Here is a 25,033-nt window from a genome sequence, read left to right as displayed (position 1 = left end):
CTGACTAAATTCTCTTGATTATGCACCCAGTTGCCGCGGAAATAAAAAAAGGCGCTCTGTTAGCGCCTTTTTTAAGCAACTTCGATTATTTGGTGACGTCAGCGCCGAACCATTTTTCAGACAGCGCCTTCATGGTGCCGTCTTTCTGCATGGCATCGATCGCGCCATCAATCGCTTTCAGCAGGTCTTCATTGCCCTTGCGCAGCGCCACGCCAGATTCCTGGTGAGAGAATGCTTCACCAGTTACGGCCAGCGTGTCATTGGTTTTCTTCACCATATCCAGCGCCGCCAGGCGGTCAACCAGAATGGCGTCAACACGGCCTACGCGCAGATCCTGGAATTTCGTCGGGTCATCATCATAGGTGCGGACATCAACGCCCTGCACGTTCTGACGCAGCCACTCTTCGTAGTTGGTGCCCAGACCGACGCCCACTTTTTTACCTTTGAGGTCAGCCGGGGTTTTAATGGAACCTTCATTGCCTTTTTTCACCAGCGCCTGAATACCGGAGATGGTATACGGGGTAGAGAAATCATATTTTTTCTGACGCTCAGGTGAAATGGTCACCTGGTTAATCGCCACATCAATACGTTTGGAATCCAGCGATGCCAGCATCCCGTCCCATTTGGTCGGTTTGAGGTCCGCTTTTACGCCCAAATGTTTCGCCAGGTCGTTAGCAAAATCGACTTCAAAACCGGTCAGTTTGCCATCGTCACCCTGGAAGCTGAACGGCGGATAGGTGCCTTCCAGGCCAACGCGCAGCGTGCCGCGCTCTTTCACCTGGTTAAGCAGATTTTCCGCTGCAAAGGTGTTCGCGCTGACGCCTGCCATCAGAGCCACTGCCATCACGCCCATCAGCGCCTGACGACCGAAAAGTGCTAATTTCATTATACCCCCGAAAAGATTGCTTTTTTTGTAGTGTAGGCTGTTTGTCAAAACAGACAAACACCAGACAGTTATAAGCTATTCCGTTTTAATATATATCAGAGCTCGCGGGATACGCGAGGTTCTGACCCGGTGCCATGCCCGCCCGATTAACAAATTGCGTATATTTTCGTAGCGCAATACGATAATTATTGGTGCTGGTCAGCGGCAGCCAGGGAATTAATATCTCATCCGGCGCGCCTTTCTGCAGCAGGTTTCGGGGAATATTATTTTTAACCAGATGCTCGCCCAGACGCCGTAAGCGCACGACATATTCGCGCACCGTGCCAGGGCTCATTTCGGTCTGTTCAAAGAGAAACTGCTTAAAGCCGATGATATCGAAGAAATCACTCTGCTCTTTGCAGTGCAGGTCGCCGCAGAAACGGCATAGCGCAGCCCACTCGCCACGCTGCTGCAACCATGTTTCCTCGTCCATCAGCATATCCAGGCGGGCGATGGCAAGCTTGTTAACGATTTCGCCAAGGCGGACGAGCGTCACCCGATCGAGCGCTTTATGGCAGTGAGTACAATGTGTTTGGCTGTGTTTAAAGTCTTTAAGATAGCGGCTTAATGGCCGTCTTTTTAATTGCTGCATAGTGATGAAAACTCCACGTTATCATTTCTTATGCGGCATTACTCAAGCTTACCCAGCTTAGTGCGCAGGCGTTTGATTGCCTGGCTATGCAACTGACTGACTCGCGACTCCCCTACTTCCAGTACCGCGCCAATCTCTTTCAGATTCAGCTCTTCCTGATAATAGAGCGTCAGCACCAATTTTTCCCGCTCAGGAAGGGCTTCGATGGCCTCCATCACGCGCTGGCGGAGATTCCCCTCCAGCAATTGGTGTAGCGGGTTTTCCTGCTGATTTGCCTCCGTCACCATCTCGACGCTATCGCCATGCTCTTCCCGCCACTCATCGTAGGAGAACAGCTGACTATTATTGGTATCGAGCAGCATCTGACGGTACTCTTCAACGGGAATGCCCAACCGATGCGCAACTTCTGTTTCGGTCGCGTTACGGCCCAGTTCCTGTTCCAGTTGCCCCATCGCCTGCGCAACTTCACGCGCGTTACGCCGAACGCTACGCGGTGCCCAGTCTCGGCTGCGTAGTTCGTCCAGCATCGCCCCACGGATGCGTTGCACTGCGTAAGTGGTAAATGCCGTGCCCTGCAGAGCGTCGTAGCGTTCAACGGCATTCAATAACCCTATGCCGCCCGCCTGGAGCAAATCGTCAAGTTCCACACTCGCCGGCAATCGCACCTGAAGGCGCAGTGCCTCATGGCGCACCAGAGGTACGTAACGTTGCCATAGCGAGTGTTTATCCATTACACCATCAGCGGTATAGAGTGAATTCACGATAAACAGCCCTGCATTAATTAAGTTATCGGCATAATTATCCGTTTCTGCATAATTTTTAATTGAGGGAATAGTGGGTGAAATGAGGGGTTATTTGCGCAGTCGGGGAAGAGGAAACGTGAAAAACCCCGCCGGAGCGGGGTTTGCGAGGCATTCAGGCGATTAGCCCTGCAGCAGAGACAGAACCTGCTGCGGTACCTGGTTGGCTTTCGCCAGCACGGAGTTACCGGCCTGCTGAATGATCTGCGCTTTCGACATGTTGGACACTTCGGTCGCATAGTCGGCATCCTGAATACGGGACTGCGCTTCAGACAGGTTAGTGGTGGTGTTGTTCAGGTTGGTGACCGCAGAATCCAGACGGTTTTGAACGGCACCGAGGGAGGAGCGGAATTTGTCTACAGATGCGATAGCATCGTCCAGCGCCTTCAGCGGATCCGTGGTCGCTTCAGATTTACCTGTAGCTTCAGTGGTCAGAGAACCGTCAGCCGCTTTGTACAGAGCCGCGCCGTCATCATCCAGAATATTGCCGTTAGCAAATTCGTGATAAGTTTCTGTGACAGTCTTGTTGGTCGCAGTCGTCAGTTCACCATCAGCATCAACATTTACGGTAGCGCCACCTGTAGTAGCGGTTACTGCACCACCAGCGGCAACGTCATAAGACTTTGCGCCATTAGCTACGGTATAAGCCTGCCCGGTTAACGCAGTGTCCATATCTTCTGCGGATATCGTCGCGCCCTTAATATCCACATTGTTGGTAGCCTGGGTGAAGTCAACGGTCATGCCGCTTCCGAAGGTAATCTTCGCATCAACTGCTGCATTACCATTCGCACCGTTGAAAATACCGTCCAACGTTGCCGCATCTGGGCCGCCGGCCTGGTTTTTAGTCAGATTGCCGTCAGAACCAATATATAAAGCATCGCCATTGACGTCAGTCAGGGTGCCATCGCTGGCAATTTTAACGTCCTGAGCGCTTCCGCCGATGGAGATCTGAGCCGTGTTATCACCGTTTGCTGCATATGCTTTCAGCACATCAGCAACTTTAGTGGTGGCCCCAGTACCATCGCCATTGGTAAGTGCGGTTGCGTCAAATGAATAAGACTTGCTGGTTGCGTTGTAGGTATATGCAGTAGAAGCCGCTACGCCTAAGCCATTGTTTGTACCGGTATAACCGCTAATAGTGCTGCCGCCGCTAACGCTAGCCAGCACGTCGGTAGCTGTTGCTGCATTAAAGGTAGTAACAGTAGATTTAGTCCAGGTGCTGTTGCCACTGACGACTGCACCTTGGGAGAAGCCCGCAGCAGTCAGATCTGCTTCAGTGGCTTTCGCATTATCAACAGCGCCTTTACCGTTAACATTGAAGCTGGTCAGCTTCAATGTAGAAGAATCGATTTTTTTCAGATCGATGGTGATGGTTTCACCATCATTTGCGCCAACCTGAATTTTCATTGAACCGTCTTTGGACAGCACGTTCACGCCGTTGAACTGGGTCTGCCCAGATACGCGGTCAATTTCATCCAGACGAGATTTAATTTCGTCCTGAATGGAGTTCAGGTCAGAATCAGAGTTAGTACCGGTAGACGCCTGAACGGTCAGTTCACGGATACGCTGCAAGTTGTTGTTAATCTCAGACAACGCGCCTTCCGTGGTCTGCGCCAGAGAAATACCGTCGTTGGCGTTACGTGCAGCCTGAGTCAGGCCTTTGATATTAGCGGTGAAACGGTTAGCAATGGCCTGGCCCGCTGCATCATCCTTTGCGCTGTTAATACGCAGACCGGAAGACAGACGCTCGATAGACGTCGACAGAGCAGACTGGTTTTTGTTGATGTTGTTCTGAGTGATCAGCGAGAGGCTGTTGGTGTTAATGACTTGTGCCATGATTTCTTTTCCTGTTTTCAAGTCTACGGTTTAGGTATTGGGCTTCCACCCTTCGGCTTCGTCGCCGTCAAACCTGTTATCGTCTGGTCACTCACAACCTTTAGAATTATTTTCTAGCCGTCGAAATACTCTCCTCACACCGCCCTATTCTCGCCATTAAATAAGCAAAATTAATCGTAAACTTTGTGCCAATCCCGCCGATAACCCCGGTATTCGTTCTACGTGTCACACGATTAAGGAATTCATAATGGCAAGTATTTCAACGCTGGGCGTCGGGTCGGGTTTGGATCTGAGCGGCATTCTGGACAGTCTTGAAGCGGCGCAAAAATCGACGCTGACGCCAATTTCAACGCAGCAGAGTTCATATACCGCGAAGCTAAGCGCCTACGGCACATTAAAAAGTGCGCTGGAAACCTTCCAGACCGCCAACACTGCGCTGAATAAAGCCGACCTGTTTACCGCCACCTCAACCACCAGCAGCAGCACCGCGTTCAGCGCCACCACCACCGGAAGCGCGATTGCCGGGAAATACACCATCAGCATCACACAGTTGGCGCAGGCGCAAACGCTGACCACCAAAAACAGCCAGACCGACACCAAAACCGCCATTGCCAGCAGCGACAGCGTGCTGACTATCCAGCAGGGCGGCGGAAAAGATCCGGTAACCATTGATATCAGCGCGGCCAACTCCTCGCTGACCGGTATCCGCGATGCCATCAACAATGCCAAAGCAGGCGTCAGCGCCAGTATTATCAACGTCGGCAACGGTCAGTATCGTCTGTCGGTCACCTCGAACGATACGGGCAGCGACAATGCGATGACCCTGAGCGTGAGCGGTGATAGCGCCCTGCAAAGCTTTATGGGCTATGACCCCGCCGCGTCCAGCAACGGCATGGAAGAGAGCGTCACCGCACAGAACGCCAAACTGACGGTCAACAACGTTGCGATTGAAAACAGCAGCAACACTATCAGCGATGCGCTGGAAGATATCACCCTCAACCTGAATGATGTCACCACCGGCAACCAGACGCTGACCATCACCAAAGACACCTCGAAAGCGGAAAGCGCGATTAAAGCGTGGGTGGATGCCTATAACGCGTTGCAGGACACCTTCAGCAGCCTGACCAAATATACCGCCGTGGATGCAGGCGCCGACAGTCAGGATACCAGCAACGGCGCGCTACTGGGCGACTCCACGCTGCGCACGATTCAAACGCAGCTGAAAACCCTGCTGGGTAATACCCACAGTAGTTCCGATTACAAAACGTTGTCGCAGATTGGCATCACCACCGACGCCAGCACCGGCAAGCTCGAACTGTCGACCGACAAACTGCAGGCGGCGCTGAAAAAAGATGCCTCCGGCGTGGGCGATATGTTTATCGGCGACGGCAAAAATACCGGCGTCACCACGACCATCGGCAACAACCTGACCAGTTGGCTCTCTACCACCGGGATTATCCAGGCGGCGAAAGATGGCGTCAGTAAAACCCTGAATAATCTGACGGATCAGTACAACGCCGCCAGCGATCGTATCGACACGATGATGGCGCGCTACAAAGCGCAGTTCACCCAACTGGACGTGCTGATGAACTCCCTGAACTCGACCAGCAGCTATCTGACGCAGCAGTTCGATACGTCCAGCAGCAACTCTAAATAATTAGCAGGAGACGACATGTACGGCGCAAAAGGCACGCAGGCCTACGCACAAATCGGAGTAGAGAGCGCAGTCATGAGCGCCAGTCAGTCGCAGCTGGTGACCATGCTGTTTGACGGGGCGCTCAGCGCGCTGGTTCGCGCTCGCCTGTTTATGCAGGACAATCAGCTGGAAGGAAAAGGTCTCTCGCTGTCGAAGGCCATCAACATTATCGAAAACGGCCTGAAAGTGGGGCTCGATGAGAACAGCCGTGATGAACTCACCCTGAATCTCGTGTCGCTGTACAGCTACATGGTACGACGCCTGTTGCAGGCTAATCTGCACAACGATGTTGCCGCCGTTGAGGAAGTGGAAGGCTTGCTGCGCAATATTGCAGACGCCTGGAAGGAGTCGTTACTTACGCCTAACTTGATTCAGGACGCCGTCTAATGAACCACGCACCGCACTTGTATATTGCCTGGCAGCAGTTGGTTGAGAAAAGCAAAATAATGCTCCGCCTTGCCACAGAGGGTTTGTGGGATGAATTGATCGCCAGCGAGATGGAGTACGTGCGTGCGGTGCATCAGGTCGCGGAGCTCACCCAGCAGAATCCGCCATCGAGCGCCATTCAGGACCAGCTTCGCCCGCTATTGCGCGCCGTGCTGGATAACGAGTCTGAAGTGAAACGCCGCTTACAGCTGCGGATGGATGAGCTGGCCACGCTCGTTGGGCAGTCTTCCATGCAAAAATCGGTACTGACAACGTATGGTAACCAGGGGGGACATGTTCTGGTGCCACAAAGCAGTAACGACACCAGCCATTAACCTTCGCGGCGTGAAATTGCGCAAATCTCGCGCCGCGCGCATTTCCCACTTATAGTACTTGTGTCGCCTTTCACGGAGAACAGGTATGCGCAACCCCACCCTCTTGCAGTGCTTTCATTGGTATTACCCCACGGGCGGCGAGTTATGGCCCGAAGTTGAGGCGCTTGCGCCGAATCTGAATGAAATCGGTATCAATATGATCTGGCTGCCGCCCGCCTATAAAGGCGCGTCAGGCGGCTATTCTGTGGGCTATGACAGCTACGATCTGTTCGATTTAGGCGAGTTTGATCAAAAAGGCAGCGTTGCCACTAAATATGGTGACAAGGGCCAGCTACTGGCAGCTATCGATGCCCTTAAAAAGCACGATATCGCCGTACTGCTGGACGTGGTGGTCAACCACAAAATGGGGGCGGATGAGAAAGAGCGCATTCGCGTGCAGCGGGTTAATCAGGACGATCGCACGCAGATCGATGAAGAGATTGTGGAGTGTGAAGCCTGGACGCGCTACACCTTCCCTGTTCGCGCAGGGCAATATTCAAAATTTATCTGGGATTATAAATGCTTCAGCGGGATCGATCATATTGAGGACCCGAATGAAGACGGTATTTTCAAAATCGTCAACGACTATACCGGCGAAGGCTGGAACGATCAGGTTGATGATGAGATGGGTAACTTTGACTACCTGATGGGCGAAAATATCGATTTTCGTAATCACGCAGTCACTGAAGAGATCAAATACTGGGCGCGCTGGGTGATGGATCAAACCCACTGCGACGGTTTCCGTCTCGACGCGGTAAAACATATTCCGGCCTGGTTCTATAAAGAGTGGATTGAGCACGTCCAGGAAGTGGCGCCCAAACCGCTCTTTATTGTGGCCGAGTACTGGTCGCATGAAGTGGACAAACTGCAACAGTATATCGATCAGGTCGACGGCCAGACGATGCTGTTCGATGCGCCATTGCAGATGCATTTTCATGAAGCCTCACGCATGGGCGCGGATTACGACATGAGCCAGATTTTCACCGGCACGCTGGTGGAAGCCGATCCGTTCCACGCGGTAACGCTGGTCGCCAACCACGATACCCAACCGCTTCAGGCACTGGAAGCGCCGGTTGAAGCCTGGTTTAAACCGCTGGCCTATGCGCTGATCCTGCTGCGGGAGAACGGCGTGCCTTCGGTCTTTTATCCCGATCTTTTCGGCGCGCACTACGAAGATACCGGCGGCGATGGCGAAACCTACACCATCGATATGCCGGTCATTGAACAACTGCATGAGCTAATCGACGCGCGCCAGCGTTTCGCCCACGGCGTACAAACCCTGTGGTTCGATCATCCCAACTGCATCGCCTTCAGCCGCAGCGGCACTGACGACGCGCCGGGGTGCGTGGTGGTCCTGTCTAACGGCGACGATGGCGAAAAAACCATTACGCTTGGCGAAAATTACGGCAACAAACGCTGGAAGGATTTCCTCAATAACCGGGAAGAAATTGTTGAGACCGACGAGGCGGGCAGCGCAACCTTCACCTGTAAGGGTGGAAGCGTGAGCGTATGGGTACTGGAGGATGTGCTGTAAAACAGACCCGGCGGGACGACCGCCGGGAGAATGCTTATTTGATGGGAACGATATCCGCCGGCACGCTGCTGGATTGTGTTTCCGGCTGCGTGGCTGGCAATTCTGTCGGTAACGCGCTCGCCAGCGGTTTTTTCTCCAGCGCAGCGATACACTCGATGGTTGGGCGATCGACGCGTTGTAACGTCATGCCATCATATTCCAGCGTACCGTTTTCACGATCGACGGAATAGACATCGCGTTTTTCGGTTACGTTATACAGATCATCCCCACGCAGCATCAGTTTGCCCGGCACGGCAATCGTACGCTGCCACTGACGACAATCCAGCGTATCGCCATCGCGGGTGACGATTAAACTGCCGATGGCTTCCGGGCTCACCAGCGAACGCTGCGGCCCTTTAGTTTGCCAGTAACCGACCAGCCCTTCTGGCGCGGGCGCTTTCACCACATCTTTATAGTTCTCGACCTGCACGCAGCCTGCCAGCGTCATCAGCGCGGCAACCATTGCTAATTTTTTCATGATTCATCCTGCACACGGAGAAAAAAATATTGTGACATTATAGCCTTAAGCCCGCCACCCTTTCACGCCCCTTGTCTGAAATTGATCTGTACGAGGTTTTACGCAAAAAGCATTAGCAAGATGAATATTGCAGCGTAGAATTCCCGCTCTTTCGATCCTTCTGAGTTCAGAGGCTAACACCATGACCTGGCAACACTTCAAACAGGCGTACCTGATCAAATTCTGGGCCCCTGCCCCGGCAGTTATCGCGGCCGGTATTCTCTCCACCTATTATTTTGGCATTACCGGCACCTTCTGGGCGGTGACTGGCGAATTCACCCGCTGGGGTGGGCAACTGCTGCAACTGGCAGGCGTTCACGCTGAAGAGTGGGGATACTACAAACTGATTCACCTCGACGGCACCCCGCTGACCCGCATCGATGGCATGATGATTATCGGCATGTTCGGCGGCTGCTTTGCCGCTGCGCTGTGGGCCAATAACGTCAAACTGCGCATGCCGCGCAGCCGCGTGCGTATCCTGCAGGCCATCATCGGCGGTGCGATTGCCGGTTTCGGCGCGCGACTGGCGATGGGCTGTAACCTGGCGGCATTCTTCACCGGGATCCCTCAGTTCTCGCTGCACGCCTGGTTCTTCGCCGTGGCAACCGCGATCGGTTCCTGGTTCGGCGCGCGCTTCACCCTGCTGCCGCTGTTCCGCATTCCGGTAAAAATGCAGAAAGTCTCTGCCGCATCGCCGTTAACCCAAAAACCGGACCAGGCGCGTCGCCGCTTCCGTCTGGGCATGCTGGTGTTTATCGGCATCGTTGGCTGGGGGCTGTTTACCGCCATCGATAAACCTAAACTCGGCCTGGCGATGCTCTTCGGCGTCGGCTTTGGTCTGCTGATTGAACGCGCGCAAATCTGCTTTACCTCGGCCTTCCGCGATATGTGGATCACAGGGCGCACCCATATGGCAAAAGCGATCATCTTTGGTATGGCGGCCAGCGCCATCGGTATTTTCGGTTATGTTCAGTTAGGCGCAGAAGCCAAAATCATGTGGGCGGGCCCGAATGCGGTGATCGGCGGCCTGCTTTTCGGCTTTGGTATTGTGCTCGCAGGCGGTTGCGAAACCGGCTGGATGTATCGCGCGGTGGAAGGCCAGGTGCATTTCTGGTGGGTGGGCATTGGCAACGTCATTGGTTCAACCATTCTGGCCTACTACTGGGATGATATCTCCCCGGCACTGGCAACCAACTGGGATAAAGTTAACCTGCTTAACACCTTCGGCCCGACGGGCGGCCTGCTGGTGACTTACCTTCTGTTGTTTGCCGCGCTGATGCTAATCATCGGCTGGGAAAAACACTTCTTTAAACGCAAAAATCAGTCTGCCGTTGTCACGGCGAAGGAGACAGCATGAAAGATATCGTGCCTGATTACCGCCTGGATATGGTCGGCGAGCCATGCCCGTACCCGGCAGTCGCCACGCTTGAAGCGATGCCGCAGCTGAAAAAAGGCGAAATTCTGGAAGTGGTCAGCGACTGCCCGCAGTCGATCAACAACATCCCGCTGGACGCCCGCAACTACGGCTACACCGTGCTGGATATCCAGCAGGATGGGCCAACGATTCGCTATTTGATTCAGAAGTAATTCAGACGGCGTTGCCTTATCTGGCCTGCGAATACACGTAGGCCCGGTAAGCGCAGCGCCACCGGGCAGATTCGTTACACCTGCATCCCCATCACATGAGCATGTATTTTTCATAAACGACAAAGATCGTCCAAGAGCGCATTACATAACAGTTGGTTGGCGTCGTTCAAAACCATCCCTACCCAAGTTCCCCCAAGAATCCCCCTCCATTTATGCCCCATCCATGCCCCATTCTCTTTCAGCACTCATCCTCTTCTATACTTTCAGTTCGACTACTGGAGGTATCCATGTGCGGACGTTTCTCTCAATCAATGACCCGTGAAGATTACCTGGCGTTAATCGCCGAAGAAGCCGAACGTGACATCCCGTTCGACCCGGAACCGATTGGCCGGTACAACGTGGCGCCAGGTACTAAAGTTTTGCTGCTGAGCGAACGAGACGAACAACTACACCTCGATCCAGTTTACTGGGGCTATGCTCCAGGATGGTGGGATAATCCGCCTCTGATAAACGCACGCGTCGAAACAGCGGCCACCAGTCGGATGTTCAAACCGCTCTGGCAACATGGCCGGGCGATAGTCTTCGCTGATGGCTGGTTCGAATGGAGGAAGGAAGACGACAGGAAGCAGCCGTACTTCATTCATAGGGCCGACGGTAAGCCGATATTCATGGCTGCGATAGGCAGTACACCGTTCGAGCGAGGAGATGAGGCAGAAGGTTTTCTGATAGTCACGGCGGCAGCAGACAAAGGTCTGGTCGATATCCACGATCGCAGGCCGCTGGTGCTGTCCCCGGAGGCAGCGCGCGAATGGATGAGGCAGGATGTAGGTGGAAAAGAAGCAGAGGAGATTGTTGCTGACGGTTCGGTGCCAGCAGATGCATTTATCTGGCACGCAGTGTCACGCGCTGTTGGCAATGTGAAGAATCAGGGCCCGAAGTTAATCGAGCCCGTCTGATTAAATTAATTAACAACCGAATTTATCACATTGTTATATTTAATACTATATGACAATGATAGTCATAACGAAGCTCACATAAATTATGCTTGAGCAATACACATCCAACGAAAGTGTCACAAACCTTAGCTGTTACGCTTCCCTTCATCAAACCGTACCACCTTCACAATAAATTACCAACCTGAATAAGATGCTGCTTGATTATTACATGATTTTTATTCAGTATATTGAATTACGATTGGTAACTGAGAATAATTAATGAAATTTATAGTTTTGGCGCTTCTTTTATCTATAAGTTTATCAACTTATGCAACTAGCCAGTTTGTTGTAGCTCATCGCGGTGCTAGCGGCTATCTCCCAGAGCATACATTGGAGGCAAAGGCTCTTGCTTTTGGGCAAGGCGCAGATTATCTAGAACAAGATTTAGTAATGACAAAAGATGATCAACTCTTGGTTCTTCATGGTCTTGTCTTAGATAACGTGACTGATGTAGCCACCCGCTTCCCTGAAAGAGTAAGAAAGGATGGTCATTTCTATGCTATAGATTTCACACTGGCTGAAATCAAATCTTTAAAAGTGACAAACTGGTTTCGTTATGTTGATGGAAAACCTACACCGGGATTCAAAGATAGATTCCCAATTTTTAAATCAGAATTCCATATGCATACTTTCGAAGAGGAAATTGAATTCATTCAGGGTTTAAACTTTTCAACTGGCAAGAACATTGGAATTTTCCCTGAAATTAAGGCTCCTTGGTTCCATCTTAAAGAAGGGAAAGATATTACAACTAAAGTACTCTCCGTCCTTAAAAAATACGGATATACATCGAAAAATGACAATGTATATTTGCAATGCTTTGACTTCAATGAAATAAAAAGAATAAAAACGACATTAGGCCCAAGCCTTGGTGTGAATGTTAAACTTGTTCAACTCATTGCATACACGAACTGGAATGAGACACAAGAGAAGGTTAACGGGAAATGGGTAAATTATAATTACGACTGGATGTTTGAGCCAGCAGGTATAAAAACCATTTCGCAATATGCAGATGCAATTTCTCCAGATTATCGTATGTTGTTGAATAACAGTAAAGGCAAACCAGTAACATCCACAGGACTAGCTTCTATCGCACATGCTAATCAATTACAGGTTATACCTTATTCAATTTTATCTGATCGCCTTCCTGTATACGTGCAAACAGTAGACCAACTGTATCAGTTGTTATATGAAAATGAAAAGGTCGATGGGCTATTCACAGATTTCCCGGACAAAGCAGTGAACTTCTTAAAGGGGAGTAAATAACACTTCTTTTATAAAGCCCATTCAAGTGGGCTTTATAAATGAAATAGCAGGGTTATCGTCGAATTCTCCGGTGCGCGCATCGTTTATGATATACGTCACCACGCCAAAAACATCGAGTGCACTTCCGTCGTCGAGTCCGCGCGCCTTCTCCTTCCGGCCTGTCTCCATGTTCTCCAGATGTAAGTCTGGGAACATGCGGTAATACCTCATAACGAACTGCCCATCAATGGAACAGAGAACGATCGAACCGTCACATGGATTTACTGCTGAGTCCACGACAAGCAGTGCACCTTGCTTAATGCCGGCCCGCAAAATAGCCACATCAGACCTGACATAGTAGGTTGCAGATGGATGGCTGATCAGCTCAGCATCTAGTGAGATTCCGCGCTCTACATAGACCTTGGCCGGGGATGCAAATGCCATATCAAAGGCCTCCGTTCGGGTTGTACATGAACCACGTCTTGTTCTCGCCGTGATCGGGAGTGATGACTTTGAAGCAGGTCGTATACCTTGCTATCCAAAGGTTCGCCTCTTCCATGCTTAGGTCCCAGTTGACCTTTAGTAGTTCCTGAACAAAATCAGCGGTTTTGACAATCCTGCGTCCTGAACTTTCATTCACAATAGAGGCCCTGAAGGCGATCACGATATCTGAACGACGCGGCATGTAGTCACCATACAAATACTGTTTTTATATACAGTAATTGTATCTCCGGTTAGCTGCAAGACCTGAGAAGCGCGGATTATAGCCAAACTCTCAGCACACGGTGTGTAAGTTTATAATGAGCATACGGATATGACTTTTGGAAATTTTCACTCGCCTTGCTCAACCGCACAAAACTTAATCGGTTTACAGGCAGGAAATTTTTTGTAAAGGGTACAAACCGCAACGTCATAGATAATCGCAACCTGCTTGCGGTCGACACCATTCTCAATCAAACGTCCGGCTTGTGCCCATTGTTCAGGGGTTAATTTTGGACGCCGCCCGCCGATACGCCCTTCGCTCTCGCAGCAGCCAAACCTGCCCGGGTACGCTCGACAATTAATTCACGTTCCATTTCAGCCAGCGCAGACATTATGTGGAAGATAAACCGCCCCATCGGGCTAGAAGTATCAATGCTGTCTGTTAGGCTCTTAAAGTGAATCCCGCGCTGGCGTAGTTCGTCTACCAGCAATACCAGGTTCCGCATGCTCCGCCCCAAGCGGTCAAGTTTTCACACCACCAAGGTATCACCCTCGTTGAGGGTTCGGAGTAGCTTTTTCAGTGCAGGTCGGTTAGCGACCGTTCCGCTCATTTTTTCTTCAAATATCTGCTCACATCCTGCTCGTTCTAAAGCATTTCTTTGAAGGTCTGTGTTTTGGTCATTTGTTGACACCCTCACATAGCCAATTTGCATATTTTTTCGCCACCTTTTTTCTTCCAAAAATATTGCGACGGTATCGATCATCATTCAGAACGGCAACCTATAAAATGTCGGTTTAGGAAGTAGCGCTACGAAAGATATTGGGGATTCTGGAGATAATGTCGTGATGGCCAACAACCTCCATGCCGCTTTTATGAAAGCCACACCGATGCTAGTCAGTAATCAAGTATCCGATTTCGGTAGTAATTTTAATTTGTTACCTATTGGTGACTCTGCTATTGGATTAAATGCTTCAAATGGTATGGCATTACGGGCCAGCACTGGGCTATTTTGTCTCAATATGGATGGGAGCATAAGTTTCTTATAGACTGGTTTTATTCAGGTTCTGCCGTGCATTTAGGCACTCGTTTTTATAATGCATCTGGTGAAGTTACAGGTTGGACTATTTTTTATAATAACAGAAATACAACTAAAGCCTCCGATGGAACGCTGAAAGCGGCGTCTCCGATAATACAAATATTTGCTGATGGCTCATATGAATTAAATGATGAATCAGAAGGTTGTATCGTTACACGCCTGGGAACTGGAGAATATCTGATTGAGGGATGCACTGGCCTTAATGCTGACGCCGCGTGGGGAGGCATAGACGGCGGCTTTGATATTCCTACAGACCGCAACAAGCAGCCACTAGTTTGGCTCGATTATGAAGTTAATGCCGATGGTTCAATTTTGGTAAAAACATATCACCGAACGCACCCGGCAGCGCCAACGTTCGCCCGTAACGAAATAACTGGTCTCACCGATGGTGAACCTATCGATATTCCGAAAGACCAGTTCGTTAGCGTGCGAGTTGAAATGCCTGAGAGCAGCATCTGGAGTCAGAAACAGAAAGCTATACCTGAGGAATGCGAAGTGATTTCTGATTAAAAATGGAGTCTTCAGGCATATCAAGGCGGACATCGATCCAGCTATTTGGCGGAACGTCGATGGGCTCGATTTACGCAAAGACCGTAAACACCCGACCATCTTCACCGAGTACATGGGCGAGTGTAAACGCAATACTCAACCCTGGCAGTCCCACCCTACCCGCATGCTTCGCCACAAGACGCTTATCCAGTGCGCGCGCCTGGCCTTTGGTTTCGCTGGCATCTTCGACCAGGACGAAGCCGAGCGAGCCGTTGAAGGAACAACGGCAGAAGTTCATGCGGGCCATGAATCAGATAGCCGTCGCCCGGATCTGATCGCAAAAGGTGAGTCTGCCGCGCGCCAGGGAACTATTAAGTATCAGGAGTTCTGGGTGGCGTTAAACGCCGAAGAGAAACAGGTGATCGGCGCAGTTGAGAAGCGCCGCATGTATGACATGAGTCTTGCTATCGACAACGCAGAAACTGTCAATGCCGCAGAGACGGAGGCTGAATGATGGAACAGCGTACGCCTGAATGGTTTGCCGCGCGCTGCGGCAAAGTCACAGCCAGCCGCCTGGCTGATGTCATGGCCCGAACCAAGTCGGGCTACTCCGCCAGCCGCCAGAACTACATGGCCGAGCTGATTTGCCAACGGCTGACCGGGAAGCTGGAGGAAGGGTTCTCGAATGCAGCGATGATGCGCGGCACTGAACTGGAGCCAGTGGCGCGCGAAATGTACGCACTAAATGAGTTCGATGCGGATATCACTGAAGTAGGACTCATCGATCACCCAGCCATACCCGGATTCGCAGCCAGTCCGGATGGACTTGTTAACGACGACGGGCTTATCGAAATCAAATGCCCCAACACCTGGCCCCATCTTGAAACCTTGAAAACTGGCGAGCCAAAGCGCCAGTACATGCTGCAAATGCATGCACAGATGATGTGTACCGGGCGGAAATGGTGTGATTTCGTTAGTTTCGATGATCGCCTGCCGCCTGATCTGGCCTATTTGAAGAAGCGCATTCATTTCGATGAAGCACTGGCGAGCGAAATCGAATCTGAAGTTAAGACCTTCCTTGCGGATCTGGAATCGGAAATTCAGAAAATCGCAGAGCGTGCAGCATGAAACGCACTCCCTTCTACCGCAGGCCCGGGCGCACCGGGCAATTCTCCGGCCTCCGTGAACGCGTTATCTGGATGATTCAGACGCGCGGACACCCTGTAACCGGTTCTGAGATAGCCGCCTCTTTTGGCGTAACGCTCATCGAGTTTAACCGCTCGGCAAAGAACCTTACACGTGGAACCGGCAAAGTTGCCCGTCTTGAGGCTTCTCCTACCTGGGTTACTGAATCAGGAATTGTCGATAGGCAATTCAACTTAGTAACCCCGGCCAAAGTAGTTGTCCCACAAGGAAAGACGCGTCTTTGCACTCGCGGCGCCGTTCTCCATGCATCTAAAAAGGTTCATCAGGAATGCCTGGATAAAGCCGCACGCCGCAGCAGGTTGATAAAGGCCAATCTCTACATTGACGAATTCGAGGCTGTTTTATGAAACATGCTCACGATGACATTGTTGTTTACGCTGTGCGACTGCCATTCATCGTCGGCAAGAACGGATGGCTGATGCCGTGGGGAGAAATTGTCTGTAACCCAATCAAGGCACAGCGCCTGGCTGAGGAGTATTCCAATCGTCAGGAGGTAGCATGACTGATTACACCGGCAGCAACACGCCAGCGGATCAACGTGACCTCTGGCGCACTCCGCCATCCCTCTTCGCTTCGCTTGATGCTGAGTTCTGCTTCCAATGGATGCCGCCGCAGCGCCGCATAATGCACTTTGCAGGAAGTTCATCACCGCCGAGCAGAACACGCTTGAAACGCCATGGGTTGATTACCTGACTGTGCCGGGTTACGTCTGGCTGAATCCACCATATAGCGATATCACACCATTCGTTAAAAAGGCCGCAGCCGAAAGCGCCAATCAGATCGGCACGGTCATGCTGGTTCCAGCAGACACATCGGTAGGCTGGTTCAAGGAGTCAATCCAGACCCCAGTCAGGTTCGCTTCATCACCGCCAGACGGCTGGCATTTATTAACCCGGCACCGGTAAGCCAGTCAGCGGAAACAACAAAGGGTCGATGCTCATCATCTGGAAGCCGTACCCGCGTACACACTGCCTGTTCACAACGGTTGAGCGTGACCACTTAATGGCCTTCGGCAACAAACTACTGGCTCGACGGGAGGCCGCATGATGCCAAAAACTCAGGAACAGCGTAACGCCCTTATCTTTTCCGCCCGGCGCTGTAACGAAGAACTCAAAGCCGCAATGAATCAGAAGCCAAAGCCGAAATTCGACGCGGTAAGTCGCCCACTGCTCAAGAAGCATTTCGAGAAGCTTAAAGCCCTGGGCATTCCATTCACTCTCTTCACATGGACTATCGGTGTGATGAACAAGCAATTCAAGGAGTACTGATATGGCGGACATTATTGATTCAGCAGCAGAAATCGAAGAGTTACAACGTAACTTCGCACTCAGTAAGCATCGCCGTACCGGTAATCTCGTGTCTGCTGAGTTCTGCGAAGCATGCGGAGAGGATATCCCTGCTCCGCGGCGCACAGCCGTTCCCGGCTGCCAGACGTGCGCGGAATGCCAGGAAAGAAAAGAACATGCGCTTAAACATATTCGATGATCAAGTTATGATGAGTACAGTTTTGGTGATTTAAGGATATGAAATGACCGCCATTCCTGTGCAAACAACGCTGGATTTAACGGATGTTCTATCAAAATTTGTTGTTCCATTACTTGTAGCTGCGCTAGCAGCATATTTCTCTACCAAGTTTGCTTTGAATAAGTTTTACAAAGAGAAGTGGTGGGAAAAACGATTGGAAGCGTTCACAGAAATTATCAATATTGCGTATCGGATTAAGATGAGCAATGACTACTTCCTCCGTTGCGAATATGCGCAAATGGAACCTGGTGAGTCTCGGTTCAAACCACATCCGAAAGAGATTGAAGAGAAGTTACGAACTGAGTATTGGCTTGATCTTCAAGAACTTGAAAGGATAGCTCAGTTAGCTGACTTCACATTAACAAGCAAAGTTAAAAGCTTGCTCGATGTTTATGTTAATGCGAGAAAGAAAGTGATGGATGATTGGTATGAGGATGCTTTAGAAAGTTATGAAGCGTCAGAAAAGGATCTCACTCTCTCGGAAAAGTTGCTCAGTAATTTAGTCGCAGAAGCCAAGCGCGAATTAAAAATTAACTAAGCACTCAATCAAAATATCTTAATATTAAACCCGCCACCGAGCGGGTTTCTTTTTGCCTGGAGAAAACTATGAGCGACATTATCCAACTGACGCCAAATAAATGGGTAACCGAAAAGAAACTCACCGAGATTACGGGCCTCAGATCCGGGACCATAGAGCGTGCACGAAAGAGCTCATGGTTCCTTGGCCGTGAATATTTGCATGTTTCACCTGAAGGTGAGCCCAACCCTAACAGCCAGTGCATGTATAACACAGAGGCCATAAATCACTGGATCGAACAGCAAGCGTCTAAACAGCCAGGTGCTCAATCCTGATGAACGGGTTATGCTTACCAGGCTCTTGGACGTTAGGAGGGAACAATGGCTAAGTCAGCATACCCAACAGGCGTTGAGAATCATGGCGGAACACTACGCATATGGTTCATTTATAAAGGCATCCGGGTCAGGGAAAGCCTTGGCGTGCCAGATGTACCAAAAAACAGAAGATGGCTGGCGAATTAAGCGCGGCGGTTTGTTTCGCCATCAAGACTGGCAATTTCAACTATGCAACCCAGTTTCCTGATTCCCCTAACCTCCGGCGCTTTGGTGCCGAAAGTAAAGAGATATCAGTGGCTGATCTGGCGGGGAAATGGCTGGATTTGAAACGGCTGGAGATCAGCACCAATGCGATGGGACGTTACACTTCCATCATCAGAAACATGGTGCCGAGAATTGGCGGTGACAGATTGGCCTCTGCTGTTACACAAGAAGACCTGTTGTTTATCAGGAAGGATTTGCTAACTGGTTATCATGTACTGAAGCGCGGGCAGACAAAACCGGTAAAAGGTCGTTCTGTTCCAACAGTGAACAATTACATGAAAACGACGGCAGGCATGTTTCAGTTCGCTGCGGATAGCGGGTACATCAAGGCCAATCCGTTTGCAGGTATTTCTCTGTTGAAGAAGTCACGAAGCGAACCGGATCCACTCACCCGTGATGAGTTTGTCAGATTGATAAATGCGTGCCGGCATCAGCAACTGAAAAACATGTGGTCACTGGCAGTGTATACCGGTGTTCGTCACGGCGAGCTTGTGTCACTGGCATGGGAAGATATCGACCTGAAAGCGGGAACGATTATGATCCGCCGTAACCACACTCTGACGAAGGAGTTTACCCTTCCCAAGACAGAGGCCGGAACGGACCGCATCATCAACCTGATTCAGCCAGCGATTGACGTATTGCGGAATCAGGCCGAGATGACGCGACTGGGTAAGCAATATCAGGTGGAAGTCATGCTGCGAGAGTTTGGGCGTTCAGAAATGCATCCATGCACTTTCGTCTTCAATCCACAGATAGCGACTCGTAATAGCCGTGCCGGGCATCATTACGCTGTGGGGTCGATTAATCAGTCATGGGAAGCTGCAATGCGACGCGCCGGGATTCGCTATCGCAAAGCATACCAGTCACGCCACACATATGCATGCTGGTCGTTAGCTGCCGGTGCCAACCCGAACTTCATAGCGAAGCAAATGGGCCACACCGACGCGCAGATGGTTTATCGTGTTTACGGATCCTGGATGGCGGAAAACAATCAGGACCAGGTACTCATTCTGAACCAGAAATTAAGTGAGTTTGCCCCATCCATGCCCCACGCAGTGGGATCGGATGTGATAAAACAATTATAATCATAAGGTTAGATAACCTACACCTGCATACCCATCACTTCCTGATACGCACTCACCATTTTATTCCTCACCTGAATGCCCATCTGTAACGACACGGATGATTTTTGCAGATCGGTCATAACATCATTCAGCGCCACGCCGGGTACGCCAAGGGTAAAGTTCTCCGCCTGGGTGCGTGCGGCGTTTTGCGTATCGCTGATGCGATCCAGCGCGGCGCTCAGTTGCCCGGCGAAGCTCACGGTTGACTGCGTATCCACCTGCTGATTCCGCGCCACATTGGCCGTCATTTGTAACTGTGACAGCACGCCCTCAATACCCTGAATTGCCATAACCCACCCCTGAAAATGTTAATGGAGCAGAGATTAGCATCTTGTCAATAAGATAAAGGCGTTAATTAGCGGCAAAAAAACGGGTTATTTGGACCATAGAAAATCTCAAGGCAGCAAATAATGGCAGCGCTGTCATTTTGTGTTCGTCGCCCGGGAGTCTGCTTTGTTTTTGTACACATTTAACGCCATCTTTCAGGATTTAAGAGGTGCGCAATGAGCGCGAACGCCACGACTACGCCGCAAACTAAAACGCTGGAGTGGGTCAGTCGCCTGCGCGCAAACCCGAAAATTCCCTTGATGGTGGCCAGCGCCGCCGCGGTGGCTATCGTTGTTGCGCTGGTGCTGTGGGCGAAAAGCCCGGACTACCGCAAGCTGTTTAGCAACCTGTCCGATCAGGACGGCGGCGCTATTGTCAGTCAGTTAACGCAGATGAACGTCCCCTACCGCTTCGCGGATAACGGCGGCGCAATCGAAGTTCCTGCGGATAAAGTGCATGAACTTCGCCTGCGTCTGGCGCAGGCCGGTTTGCCAAAAGGTGGCGCGGTCGGTTTTGAATTGCTCGATCAAGAGAAGTTCGGCATCAGCCAGTTCAGCGAACAGGTGAACTATCAGCGCGCGCTGGAGGGCGAGCTGTCACGCACCATCGAAACCCTGGGGCCGGTGAAGAGTGCCCGCGTCCATTTAGCGATGCCCAAACCGTCGCTGTTCGTGCGTGAACAAAAATCCCCTTCCGCCTCGGTGACCGTCAATCTTGAACCGGGTCGCGCGCTCGACGAAGGACAAATTTCCGCGGTGGTGCATCTGGTATCCAGTTCCGTCGCCGGGCTGCCGCCAGGCAACGTTACGCTGGTCGATCAAAGCGGGCATCTGCTCACGCAATCCAATACCAATGCCCGTGACCTGAACGACGCGCAGCTGAAGTACGCCGCCGACGTTGAAAGCCGCGTGCAGCGGCGCATCGAAGCCATTCTGGGGCCCATCGTGGGCAACAGTAACGTGCACGCACAGGTCACCGCGCAGATCGATTTTGATAATAAAGAGCAAACCGAAGAGCAGTATCGCCCGAACGGCGACGCCAGCCAGGCCGTGCTGCGTTCACGTCAGGTGAACGAGAGCGAGCAAATCGGCAGCCCGTATCCGGGCGGCGTGCCAGGCGCGCTGTCAAACTCCCCTGCGCCCGCGCCGTCAGCTCCGATTACAACACCGCCCGCCAATAACACTAGCCGCACCACCACCACTCAGAGCAGCGGCGGGCCGCGAAACACGCAGCGTAACGAAACCAGTAACTACGAAGTGGATCGCACCATTCGCCATACCAAACGCAACGTGGGCGACATCCAGCGCCTTTCCGTGGCGGTGGTGGTGAACTATCGCGCGCTGGCGGATGGCAAAACCCAGGCGCTCAGCGCCGAGCAAATGAAGCAAATCGACGATCTCACCCGCGAAGCAATGGGCTTTTCCAGCCAGCGTGGCGATACCCTCAACGTGGTCAACTCGCCGTTCACCCAGTCGGAAGAAACCGGCGGAGAACTGCCATTCTGGCAACAGCAGTCGTTTATCGATCAGTTGATGTCGCTGGGCCGCTGGTTACTGGTGCTATTGGTAGCCTGGCTGCTGTGGCGCAAAGCCGTGCGTCCACAGTTAATGCGCCGTCAGCAGGAGACGCAGGTCGCCGCCGAGCAGGCGCGCGTTATCCAGGAAACGCAGGACGCGGTGGAAGTGCATCTCAGCAAAGATGAGCAACTCCAGCAGCGTCGCGCCAACCAGCGAATGGGGGCGGAAGTGATGAGCCAGCGTATTCGCGATATGTCTGATAACGATCCGCGCGTTGTCGCGCTGGTCATCCGCCAGTGGATGAATAACGATCATGAGTAAATTAAGCGGTGTAGATAAAAGCGTCATTCTGCTGATGACCATTGGCGAAGATCGCGCCGCCGAGGTGTTTAAGCACCTGTCGGCCCGTGAAGTACAACAGTTGAGTACCGCGATGGCCAATGTGAAGCAGATCTCCAATAAACAGCTTACCGAAGTGCTGGCGGAGTTTGAGCAGGAAGCCGAGCAGTACGCCGCACTGAGCGTCAACGCCAACGAATATCTGCGCTCGGTGCTGGTGAAAGCGCTGGGCGAAGAGCGTGCCGCCAGCCTGCTGGAGGATATTCTCGAGACCCGCGAAACCGCCAGCGGCATCGAGACGCTCAACTTTATGGAGCCGCAGAGCGCCGCCGATATCATTCGCGACGAGCATCCGCAAATCATCGCCACCATCCTGGTCCACCTCAAGCGCGCGCAGGCCGCCGATATTCTGGCGCTGTTCGACGAGCGTCTGCGTCACGATGTGATGCTGCGTATCGCCACCTTCGGCGGGGTGCAGCCTGCGGCACTGGCGGAGCTGACCGAAGTGCTTAACGGTCTGCTTGATGGTCAGAACCTTAAGCGCAGCAAAATGGGCGGCGTAAGAACGGCGGCTGAAATTATTAACCTGATGAAAACCCAACAGGAAGAAGCGGTTATCACCGCCGTGCGCGAATTCGACGGCGAGCTGGCGCAAAAAATTATCGACGAGATGTTCCTGTTCGAAAATCTGGTCGAGGTGGACGATCGCAGCATTCAGCGCCTGTTGCAGGAAGTGGACTCCGAATCGCTACTTATCGCGCTCAAAGGTTCCGAACCGCCGTTGCGAGAGAAGTTCCTGCGCAATATGTCTCAGCGTGCCGCCGATATTCTGCGCGACGACCTCGCCAATCGTGGCCCGGTGCGGCTGTCGCAGGTGGAAAACGAGCAGAAAGCGATTCTGCTGATTGTGCGTCGTCTGGCGGAAACCGGCGAGATGGTGATTGGCAGCGGAGACGACACCTATGTCTGATACCACGCCGTGGAAAGTCTGGCAGCCGGACGATCTCGCCCCGCCCTCAGAGGAGGCGATATTCATCCCTGAGCAGGAACCCGACGCGGAAACGGTGACGCTTTCCGAAGAAGCGTTGCGACAGCAGCAACTGGCACAAATTCAGATCCAGGCCCATGAACAGGGCTATCAGGCGGGGTTGCAGGAAGGCCGCGCCGCCGGGCAGCAGCAGGGGTATCAGGACGGACTGGCGCAAGGGCTTGAACAAGGCCAGATGCAGGCGCAACAAGAGCAAGCCCCGCTCCATGCCCGCATGCAGCAACTGGTCAGCGAGTTCCAGCATACGCTGGATGCGATGGATAGCGTTATCGCCTCACGTTTAATGCAGATGGCGCTGGAAGCCGCCCGACAAATTATCGGCGAGACCACGTCCATCGACAGTTCTGCATTGATTAAACAGATTCAGGCGTTACTGCAACAGGAACCGTTGTTTAGCGGCAAGCCGCAGCTGCGCGTAAACCCTGGCGATCTTCCTCGCGTAGAAGCGGTTCTGGGTGCCACCTTAAGCCTGCACGGCTGGCGACTGCGCGGCGATCCGACGTTACATCCTGGTGGCTGTAAAGTCAGCGCCGATGAGGGTGACCTTGATGCGAGCGTCGCCACCCGCTGGCAGGAACTCTGCCGTCTTGCCGCGCCGGGAGCCTGCTGATGACCGCGCGTCTCACTCGCTGGCTGACAACGCTGGATAACGTCGAAGCGCGCATCGCCCAGCTTCCCGCCGTACGTCGCTATGGACGCCTGACCCGTGCAACCGGGCTGGTGCTGGAAGCCACCGGTCTGCAACTGCCGCTCGGTGCGACCTGCATTATCGAGCGCCAGCTTGGCGCAGAAACGCAGGAAGTGGAAAGCGAAGTGGTGGGCTTCAATGGTCATCGCCTGTTTCTGATGCCGCTGGAAGAAGTGGAAGGTATTTTGCCCGGCGCGCGCGTCTATGCGCGTAATGCCTCCGGCGACGGGTTACAAAGCGGCAAACAATTACCGCTCGGCCCGGCGCTGCTGGGGCGCGTGCTTGACGGCAGCGGCAAACCGCTCGATGGTCTGCCCGCGCCGGAGACCACCGAAACCGGCGCGCTCATTACACCACCGTTTAACCCGCTCCAGCGCACGCCGATTGAACATGTGCTGGATACCGGCGTGCGGCCCATCAACGCCCTGCTCACCGTCGGTCGCGGGCAGCGTATGGGGCTGTTTGCCGGATCCGGCGTCGGTAAAAGCGTGCTGCTGGGGATGATGGCGCGCTACACCCAGGCGGATGTGATTGTGGTTGGCCTGATTGGCGAGCGCGGACGCGAAGTGAAAGATTTTATCGAGAACATTCTCGGTAGCGAAGGCCGGGCCCGTTCGGTGGTGATCGCCGCACCGGCGGATGTGTCGCCGCTGCTGCGTATGCAGGGTGCGGCCTATGCCACCCGCGTGGCGGAAGATTTCCGCGATCGCGGCCTGCACGTACTGCTGATTATGGACTCCCTCACCCGCTACGCGATGGCGCAGCGTGAAATCGCCCTGGCGATTGGCGAGCCGCCCGCCACCAAAGGGTACCCGCCTTCCGTTTTTGCCAAACTGCCCGCACTGGTTGAACGTGCCGGGAACGGCATCAGCGGCGGCGGTTCAGTGACCGCATTTTATACGGTGCTGACCGAAGGCGACGATCAACAGGATCCCATCGCCGATTCGGCGCGCGCCATTCTCGACGGGCATATTGTGTTGTCGCGCAGGCTGGCGGAGGCCGGGCACTATCCGGCCATCGATATTGAAGCGTCCATCAGCCGCGCCATGACCGCGCTTATCAGCGAGCCGCACTACGCCCGCGTACGTCATTTCAAACAGCTGCTCTCCAGCTTCCAGCGTAACCGCGATCTGGTAAGCGTGGGCGCTTACGCCAAAGGCAGCGACCCGATGCTGGATCGCGCCATCGCCCTGTGGCCGCAGCTGGAAGCATTTTTGCAGCAGGGCATTCTGGAAAAAGCCGACTGGGAGAGTTCTCTTCAGGGGCTTGAGCGAATTTTCCCGTCAACCTGAT

General features: G+C 52.7%; 26 protein-coding genes and 6 pseudogenes. 23 read left to right on the top strand and 9 right to left on the bottom strand.

All coding sequences use genetic code 11. The features are described 5' to 3' along the window. Nucleotides 1–85: 85 nt before the first annotated feature. From tcyJ to G163CM_RS03700, 4 genes are all read right to left on the bottom strand, one after another. A complete protein-coding gene (gene tcyJ, locus G163CM_RS03715) occupies nucleotides 86–886 on the bottom strand; it encodes a cystine ABC transporter substrate-binding protein (RefSeq protein ID WP_015963961.1) in 801 nt (266 codons plus the stop codon). A gap of 85 nt (nucleotides 887–971) precedes the next feature. Then, nucleotides 972–1,523 carry a flagella biosynthesis regulatory protein FliZ gene (fliZ, locus tag G163CM_RS03710; protein WP_231828327.1) on the bottom strand — a complete coding sequence of 184 codons (552 nt, stop codon included), beginning with the start codon at nucleotides 1,521–1,523 and terminating at the stop codon, nucleotides 972–974. A gap of 32 nt (nucleotides 1,524–1,555) precedes the next feature. Beyond that, the gene (locus G163CM_RS03705) at nucleotides 1,556–2,278 is read right to left on the bottom strand and encodes an RNA polymerase sigma factor FliA (RefSeq protein ID WP_231826961.1); all 723 of its coding nucleotides are present in this window, start codon (nucleotides 2,276–2,278) and stop codon (nucleotides 1,556–1,558) included. A gap of 162 nt (nucleotides 2,279–2,440) precedes the next feature. Next, the gene (locus G163CM_RS03700; protein WP_231826960.1) at nucleotides 2,441–4,153 is read right to left on the bottom strand and encodes a FliC/FljB family flagellin; all 1,713 of its coding nucleotides are present in this window, start codon (nucleotides 4,151–4,153) and stop codon (nucleotides 2,441–2,443) included. Between the two features lie 247 nt (nucleotides 4,154–4,400). On the opposite strand from G163CM_RS03700, the gene fliD reads away from it, so the two are divergent. The 4 genes from fliD to amyA all read left to right on the top strand — a co-directional run bounded on the left by fliD (nucleotide 4,401) and on the right by amyA (nucleotide 8,183). After that, nucleotides 4,401–5,810 carry a flagellar filament capping protein FliD gene (gene fliD, locus G163CM_RS03695; RefSeq protein WP_231826959.1) on the top strand — a complete coding sequence of 470 codons (1,410 nt, stop codon included), beginning with the start codon at nucleotides 4,401–4,403 and terminating at the stop codon, nucleotides 5,808–5,810. A 15-nt stretch (nucleotides 5,811–5,825) separates the two neighbouring features. Further along, nucleotides 5,826–6,236 (top strand): flagellar export chaperone FliS, encoded by a 411-nt coding sequence (fliS, locus tag G163CM_RS03690; RefSeq protein WP_015963956.1) that lies wholly within the window; start codon nucleotides 5,826–5,828, stop codon nucleotides 6,234–6,236. Further along, a complete protein-coding gene (fliT, locus tag G163CM_RS03685; RefSeq protein WP_231826958.1) occupies nucleotides 6,236–6,610 on the top strand; it encodes a flagella biosynthesis regulatory protein FliT in 375 nt (124 codons plus the stop codon). The genes fliS and fliT overlap by 1 nt, the downstream gene beginning before the upstream one ends. Before the next feature lie 85 nt (nucleotides 6,611–6,695). Beyond that, a complete protein-coding gene (gene amyA / locus G163CM_RS03680; protein WP_015963954.1) occupies nucleotides 6,696–8,183 on the top strand; it encodes an alpha-amylase in 1,488 nt (495 codons plus the stop codon). A 106-nt stretch (nucleotides 8,184–8,289) separates the two neighbouring features. Here amyA and yedD read toward each other — a convergent pair. Further along, a pseudogene (gene yedD / locus G163CM_RS03675) lies at nucleotides 8,290–8,700 on the bottom strand (lipoprotein YedD); the annotation flags it as partial. Between the two features lie 181 nt (nucleotides 8,701–8,881). On the opposite strand from yedD, the gene yedE reads away from it, so the two are divergent. The 4 genes from yedE to glpQ all read left to right on the top strand — a co-directional run bounded on the left by yedE (nucleotide 8,882) and on the right by glpQ (nucleotide 12,584). Further along, nucleotides 8,882–10,096, top strand: a complete 1,215-nt coding sequence (gene yedE / locus G163CM_RS03670; protein WP_231826957.1) for a selenium metabolism membrane protein YedE/FdhT — start codon at nucleotides 8,882–8,884, stop codon at nucleotides 10,094–10,096. Further along, entirely contained in the window at nucleotides 10,093–10,326 is a 234-nt protein-coding gene (gene yedF, locus G163CM_RS03665) for a sulfurtransferase-like selenium metabolism protein YedF (protein WP_108475236.1), read from the top strand. Before yedE ends, yedF begins: the two co-directional genes overlap by 4 nt. A gap of 287 nt (nucleotides 10,327–10,613) precedes the next feature. After that, the gene (locus G163CM_RS03660) at nucleotides 10,614–11,282 is read left to right on the top strand and encodes an SOS response-associated peptidase (RefSeq protein WP_231826956.1); all 669 of its coding nucleotides are present in this window, start codon (nucleotides 10,614–10,616) and stop codon (nucleotides 11,280–11,282) included. Nucleotides 11,283–11,540: 258 nt separating this feature from the next. Beyond that, the gene (gene glpQ / locus G163CM_RS03655) at nucleotides 11,541–12,584 is read left to right on the top strand and encodes a glycerophosphodiester phosphodiesterase (RefSeq protein WP_231826955.1); all 1,044 of its coding nucleotides are present in this window, start codon (nucleotides 11,541–11,543) and stop codon (nucleotides 12,582–12,584) included. Between the two features lie 21 nt (nucleotides 12,585–12,605). Here glpQ and G163CM_RS03650 read toward each other — a convergent pair whose 3' ends face one another. The 3 genes and pseudogenes from G163CM_RS03650 to G163CM_RS03640 all read right to left on the bottom strand — a co-directional run bounded on the left by G163CM_RS03650 (nucleotide 12,606) and on the right by G163CM_RS03640 (nucleotide 13,978). Continuing rightward, the gene (locus G163CM_RS03650; protein ID WP_231826954.1) at nucleotides 12,606–13,007 is read right to left on the bottom strand and encodes a HumD family translesion DNA polymerase; all 402 of its coding nucleotides are present in this window, start codon (nucleotides 13,005–13,007) and stop codon (nucleotides 12,606–12,608) included. A gap of 1 nt (nucleotide 13,008) precedes the next feature. Further along, the gene (locus tag G163CM_RS03645) at nucleotides 13,009–13,248 is read right to left on the bottom strand and encodes a DNA polymerase V (protein WP_231826953.1); all 240 of its coding nucleotides are present in this window, start codon (nucleotides 13,246–13,248) and stop codon (nucleotides 13,009–13,011) included. 146 nt (nucleotides 13,249–13,394) lie between these two features. Next, a pseudogene (locus G163CM_RS03640) lies at nucleotides 13,395–13,978 on the bottom strand (recombinase family protein). 411 nt (nucleotides 13,979–14,389) lie between these two features. On the opposite strand from G163CM_RS03640, the pseudogene G163CM_RS03635 reads away from it, so the two are divergent. The 11 genes and pseudogenes from G163CM_RS03635 to G163CM_RS03585 all read left to right on the top strand — a co-directional run. Continuing rightward, nucleotides 14,390–14,872: pseudogene (locus G163CM_RS03635) on the top strand (phage tail fiber protein); the annotation flags it as partial. A 73-nt stretch (nucleotides 14,873–14,945) separates the two neighbouring features. Then, a pseudogene (locus G163CM_RS03630) lies at nucleotides 14,946–15,365 on the top strand (recombinase RecT); the annotation flags it as partial. Beyond that, entirely contained in the window at nucleotides 15,362–15,979 is a 618-nt protein-coding gene (locus tag G163CM_RS03625) for a lambda exonuclease family protein (RefSeq protein ID WP_231826952.1), read from the top strand. The pseudogene G163CM_RS03630 and the gene G163CM_RS03625, both read left to right, overlap by 4 nt. Continuing rightward, nucleotides 15,976–16,404 (top strand): regulator, encoded by a 429-nt coding sequence (locus G163CM_RS03620; protein WP_231826951.1) that lies wholly within the window; start codon nucleotides 15,976–15,978, stop codon nucleotides 16,402–16,404. Before G163CM_RS03625 ends, G163CM_RS03620 begins: the two co-directional genes overlap by 4 nt. Further along, nucleotides 16,401–16,559 carry a DUF1317 family protein gene (locus tag G163CM_RS03615; RefSeq protein ID WP_087905219.1) on the top strand — a complete coding sequence of 53 codons (159 nt, stop codon included), beginning with the start codon at nucleotides 16,401–16,403 and terminating at the stop codon, nucleotides 16,557–16,559. Before G163CM_RS03620 ends, G163CM_RS03615 begins: the two co-directional genes overlap by 4 nt. Next, nucleotides 16,556–17,104: pseudogene (locus tag G163CM_RS03610) on the top strand (phage N-6-adenine-methyltransferase). The gene G163CM_RS03615 and the pseudogene G163CM_RS03610 overlap by 4 nt, the downstream one beginning before the upstream one ends. Then, nucleotides 17,101–17,325 carry a hypothetical protein gene (locus G163CM_RS03605; RefSeq protein ID WP_231826950.1) on the top strand — a complete coding sequence of 75 codons (225 nt, stop codon included), beginning with the start codon at nucleotides 17,101–17,103 and terminating at the stop codon, nucleotides 17,323–17,325. The pseudogene G163CM_RS03610 and the gene G163CM_RS03605 overlap by 4 nt, the downstream one beginning before the upstream one ends. A 1-nt stretch (nucleotide 17,326) precedes the next feature. Beyond that, the gene (locus tag G163CM_RS03600; protein WP_231826949.1) at nucleotides 17,327–17,542 is read left to right on the top strand and encodes a TraR/DksA family transcriptional regulator; all 216 of its coding nucleotides are present in this window, start codon (nucleotides 17,327–17,329) and stop codon (nucleotides 17,540–17,542) included. Between the two features lie 43 nt (nucleotides 17,543–17,585). Further along, the gene (locus G163CM_RS03595; protein ID WP_231826948.1) at nucleotides 17,586–18,119 is read left to right on the top strand and encodes a hypothetical protein; all 534 of its coding nucleotides are present in this window, start codon (nucleotides 17,586–17,588) and stop codon (nucleotides 18,117–18,119) included. A gap of 68 nt (nucleotides 18,120–18,187) precedes the next feature. Next, nucleotides 18,188–18,433 carry an excisionase family protein gene (locus G163CM_RS03590; protein WP_174561605.1) on the top strand — a complete coding sequence of 82 codons (246 nt, stop codon included), beginning with the start codon at nucleotides 18,188–18,190 and terminating at the stop codon, nucleotides 18,431–18,433. 45 nt (nucleotides 18,434–18,478) lie between these two features. Then, nucleotides 18,479–19,782, top strand: a pseudogene (locus G163CM_RS03585) (tyrosine-type recombinase/integrase). A gap of 17 nt (nucleotides 19,783–19,799) precedes the next feature. On the opposite strand, the gene fliE reads toward G163CM_RS03585, so the two are convergent. Next, nucleotides 19,800–20,111 carry a flagellar hook-basal body complex protein FliE gene (fliE, locus tag G163CM_RS03580; RefSeq protein WP_015963950.1) on the bottom strand — a complete coding sequence of 104 codons (312 nt, stop codon included), beginning with the start codon at nucleotides 20,109–20,111 and terminating at the stop codon, nucleotides 19,800–19,802. A 213-nt stretch (nucleotides 20,112–20,324) separates the two neighbouring features. Between fliE and fliF the strand changes: the two genes are divergently transcribed. Genes fliF through fliI form a run of 4 tightly spaced genes read left to right on the top strand, consistent with a single transcriptional unit; the run spans nucleotide 20,325 to nucleotide 25,032 of the window. Next, the gene (fliF, locus tag G163CM_RS03575; protein ID WP_231826947.1) at nucleotides 20,325–21,986 is read left to right on the top strand and encodes a flagellar basal-body MS-ring/collar protein FliF; all 1,662 of its coding nucleotides are present in this window, start codon (nucleotides 20,325–20,327) and stop codon (nucleotides 21,984–21,986) included. Next, a complete protein-coding gene (fliG, locus tag G163CM_RS03570; protein ID WP_231826946.1) occupies nucleotides 21,979–22,974 on the top strand; it encodes a flagellar motor switch protein FliG in 996 nt (331 codons plus the stop codon). Before fliF ends, fliG begins: the two co-directional genes overlap by 8 nt. After that, on the top strand, nucleotides 22,967–23,662 hold the full coding sequence (gene fliH, locus G163CM_RS03565; RefSeq protein ID WP_231826945.1) for a flagellar assembly protein FliH: 696 nt from the start codon (nucleotides 22,967–22,969) through the stop codon (nucleotides 23,660–23,662). The genes fliG and fliH overlap by 8 nt, the downstream gene beginning before the upstream one ends. Further along, nucleotides 23,662–25,032: a flagellar protein export ATPase FliI gene (gene fliI, locus G163CM_RS03560; RefSeq protein WP_231826944.1), complete on the top strand. Its 1,371-nt coding sequence runs from the start codon at nucleotides 23,662–23,664 to the stop codon at nucleotides 25,030–25,032. The genes fliH and fliI overlap by 1 nt, the downstream gene beginning before the upstream one ends. The last annotated feature ends 1 nt before the right edge of the window (nucleotide 25,033 follow it).

The sequence above is a fragment of the Pseudocitrobacter corydidari genome, assembly GCF_021172065.1.
Taxonomy (GTDB): domain Bacteria; phylum Pseudomonadota; class Gammaproteobacteria; order Enterobacterales; family Enterobacteriaceae; genus Pseudocitrobacter; species Pseudocitrobacter corydidari.
The sequence above is the reverse complement of the archived record's forward strand: the minus strand, read 5'-3'. Positions and strand labels throughout refer to the sequence as shown.

Bases quoted from the DNA above. Each gene is read 5' to 3' on its own strand.
- tcyJ (WP_015963961.1), bottom strand. From the start codon at position 886: ATGAAATTAGCACTTTTCGGTCGTCAGGCGCTGATGGGCGTGATGGCA.
- G163CM_RS03700 (WP_231826960.1), bottom strand. From the start codon at position 4,153: ATGGCACAAGTCATTAACACCAACAGCCTCTCGCTGATCACTCAGAAC.
- fliD (WP_231826959.1), top strand. From the start codon at position 4,401: ATGGCAAGTATTTCAACGCTGGGCGTCGGGTCGGGTTTGGATCTGAGC.
- fliS (WP_015963956.1), top strand. From the start codon at position 5,826: ATGTACGGCGCAAAAGGCACGCAGGCCTACGCACAAATCGGAGTAGAG.
- fliT (WP_231826958.1), top strand. From the start codon at position 6,236: ATGAACCACGCACCGCACTTGTATATTGCCTGGCAGCAGTTGGTTGAG.
- amyA (WP_015963954.1), top strand. From the start codon at position 6,696: ATGCGCAACCCCACCCTCTTGCAGTGCTTTCATTGGTATTACCCCACG.
- yedE (WP_231826957.1), top strand. From the start codon at position 8,882: ATGACCTGGCAACACTTCAAACAGGCGTACCTGATCAAATTCTGGGCC.
- yedF (WP_108475236.1), top strand. From the start codon at position 10,093: ATGAAAGATATCGTGCCTGATTACCGCCTGGATATGGTCGGCGAGCCA.
- G163CM_RS03660 (WP_231826956.1), top strand. From the start codon at position 10,614: ATGTGCGGACGTTTCTCTCAATCAATGACCCGTGAAGATTACCTGGCG.
- glpQ (WP_231826955.1), top strand. From the start codon at position 11,541: ATGAAATTTATAGTTTTGGCGCTTCTTTTATCTATAAGTTTATCAACT.
- G163CM_RS03650 (WP_231826954.1), bottom strand. From the start codon at position 13,007: ATGGCATTTGCATCCCCGGCCAAGGTCTATGTAGAGCGCGGAATCTCA.
- G163CM_RS03645 (WP_231826953.1), bottom strand. From the start codon at position 13,248: ATGCCGCGTCGTTCAGATATCGTGATCGCCTTCAGGGCCTCTATTGTG.
- G163CM_RS03625 (WP_231826952.1), top strand. From the start codon at position 15,362: ATGATGGAACAGCGTACGCCTGAATGGTTTGCCGCGCGCTGCGGCAAA.
- G163CM_RS03620 (WP_231826951.1), top strand. From the start codon at position 15,976: ATGAAACGCACTCCCTTCTACCGCAGGCCCGGGCGCACCGGGCAATTC.
- G163CM_RS03615 (WP_087905219.1), top strand. From the start codon at position 16,401: ATGAAACATGCTCACGATGACATTGTTGTTTACGCTGTGCGACTGCCA.
- G163CM_RS03605 (WP_231826950.1), top strand. From the start codon at position 17,101: ATGATGCCAAAAACTCAGGAACAGCGTAACGCCCTTATCTTTTCCGCC.
- G163CM_RS03600 (WP_231826949.1), top strand. From the start codon at position 17,327: ATGGCGGACATTATTGATTCAGCAGCAGAAATCGAAGAGTTACAACGT.
- G163CM_RS03595 (WP_231826948.1), top strand. From the start codon at position 17,586: ATGACCGCCATTCCTGTGCAAACAACGCTGGATTTAACGGATGTTCTA.
- G163CM_RS03590 (WP_174561605.1), top strand. From the start codon at position 18,188: ATGAGCGACATTATCCAACTGACGCCAAATAAATGGGTAACCGAAAAG.
- fliE (WP_015963950.1), bottom strand. From the start codon at position 20,111: ATGGCAATTCAGGGTATTGAGGGCGTGCTGTCACAGTTACAAATGACG.
- fliF (WP_231826947.1), top strand. From the start codon at position 20,325: ATGAGCGCGAACGCCACGACTACGCCGCAAACTAAAACGCTGGAGTGG.
- fliG (WP_231826946.1), top strand. From the start codon at position 21,979: ATGAGTAAATTAAGCGGTGTAGATAAAAGCGTCATTCTGCTGATGACC.
- fliH (WP_231826945.1), top strand. From the start codon at position 22,967: ATGTCTGATACCACGCCGTGGAAAGTCTGGCAGCCGGACGATCTCGCC.
- fliI (WP_231826944.1), top strand. From the start codon at position 23,662: ATGACCGCGCGTCTCACTCGCTGGCTGACAACGCTGGATAACGTCGAA.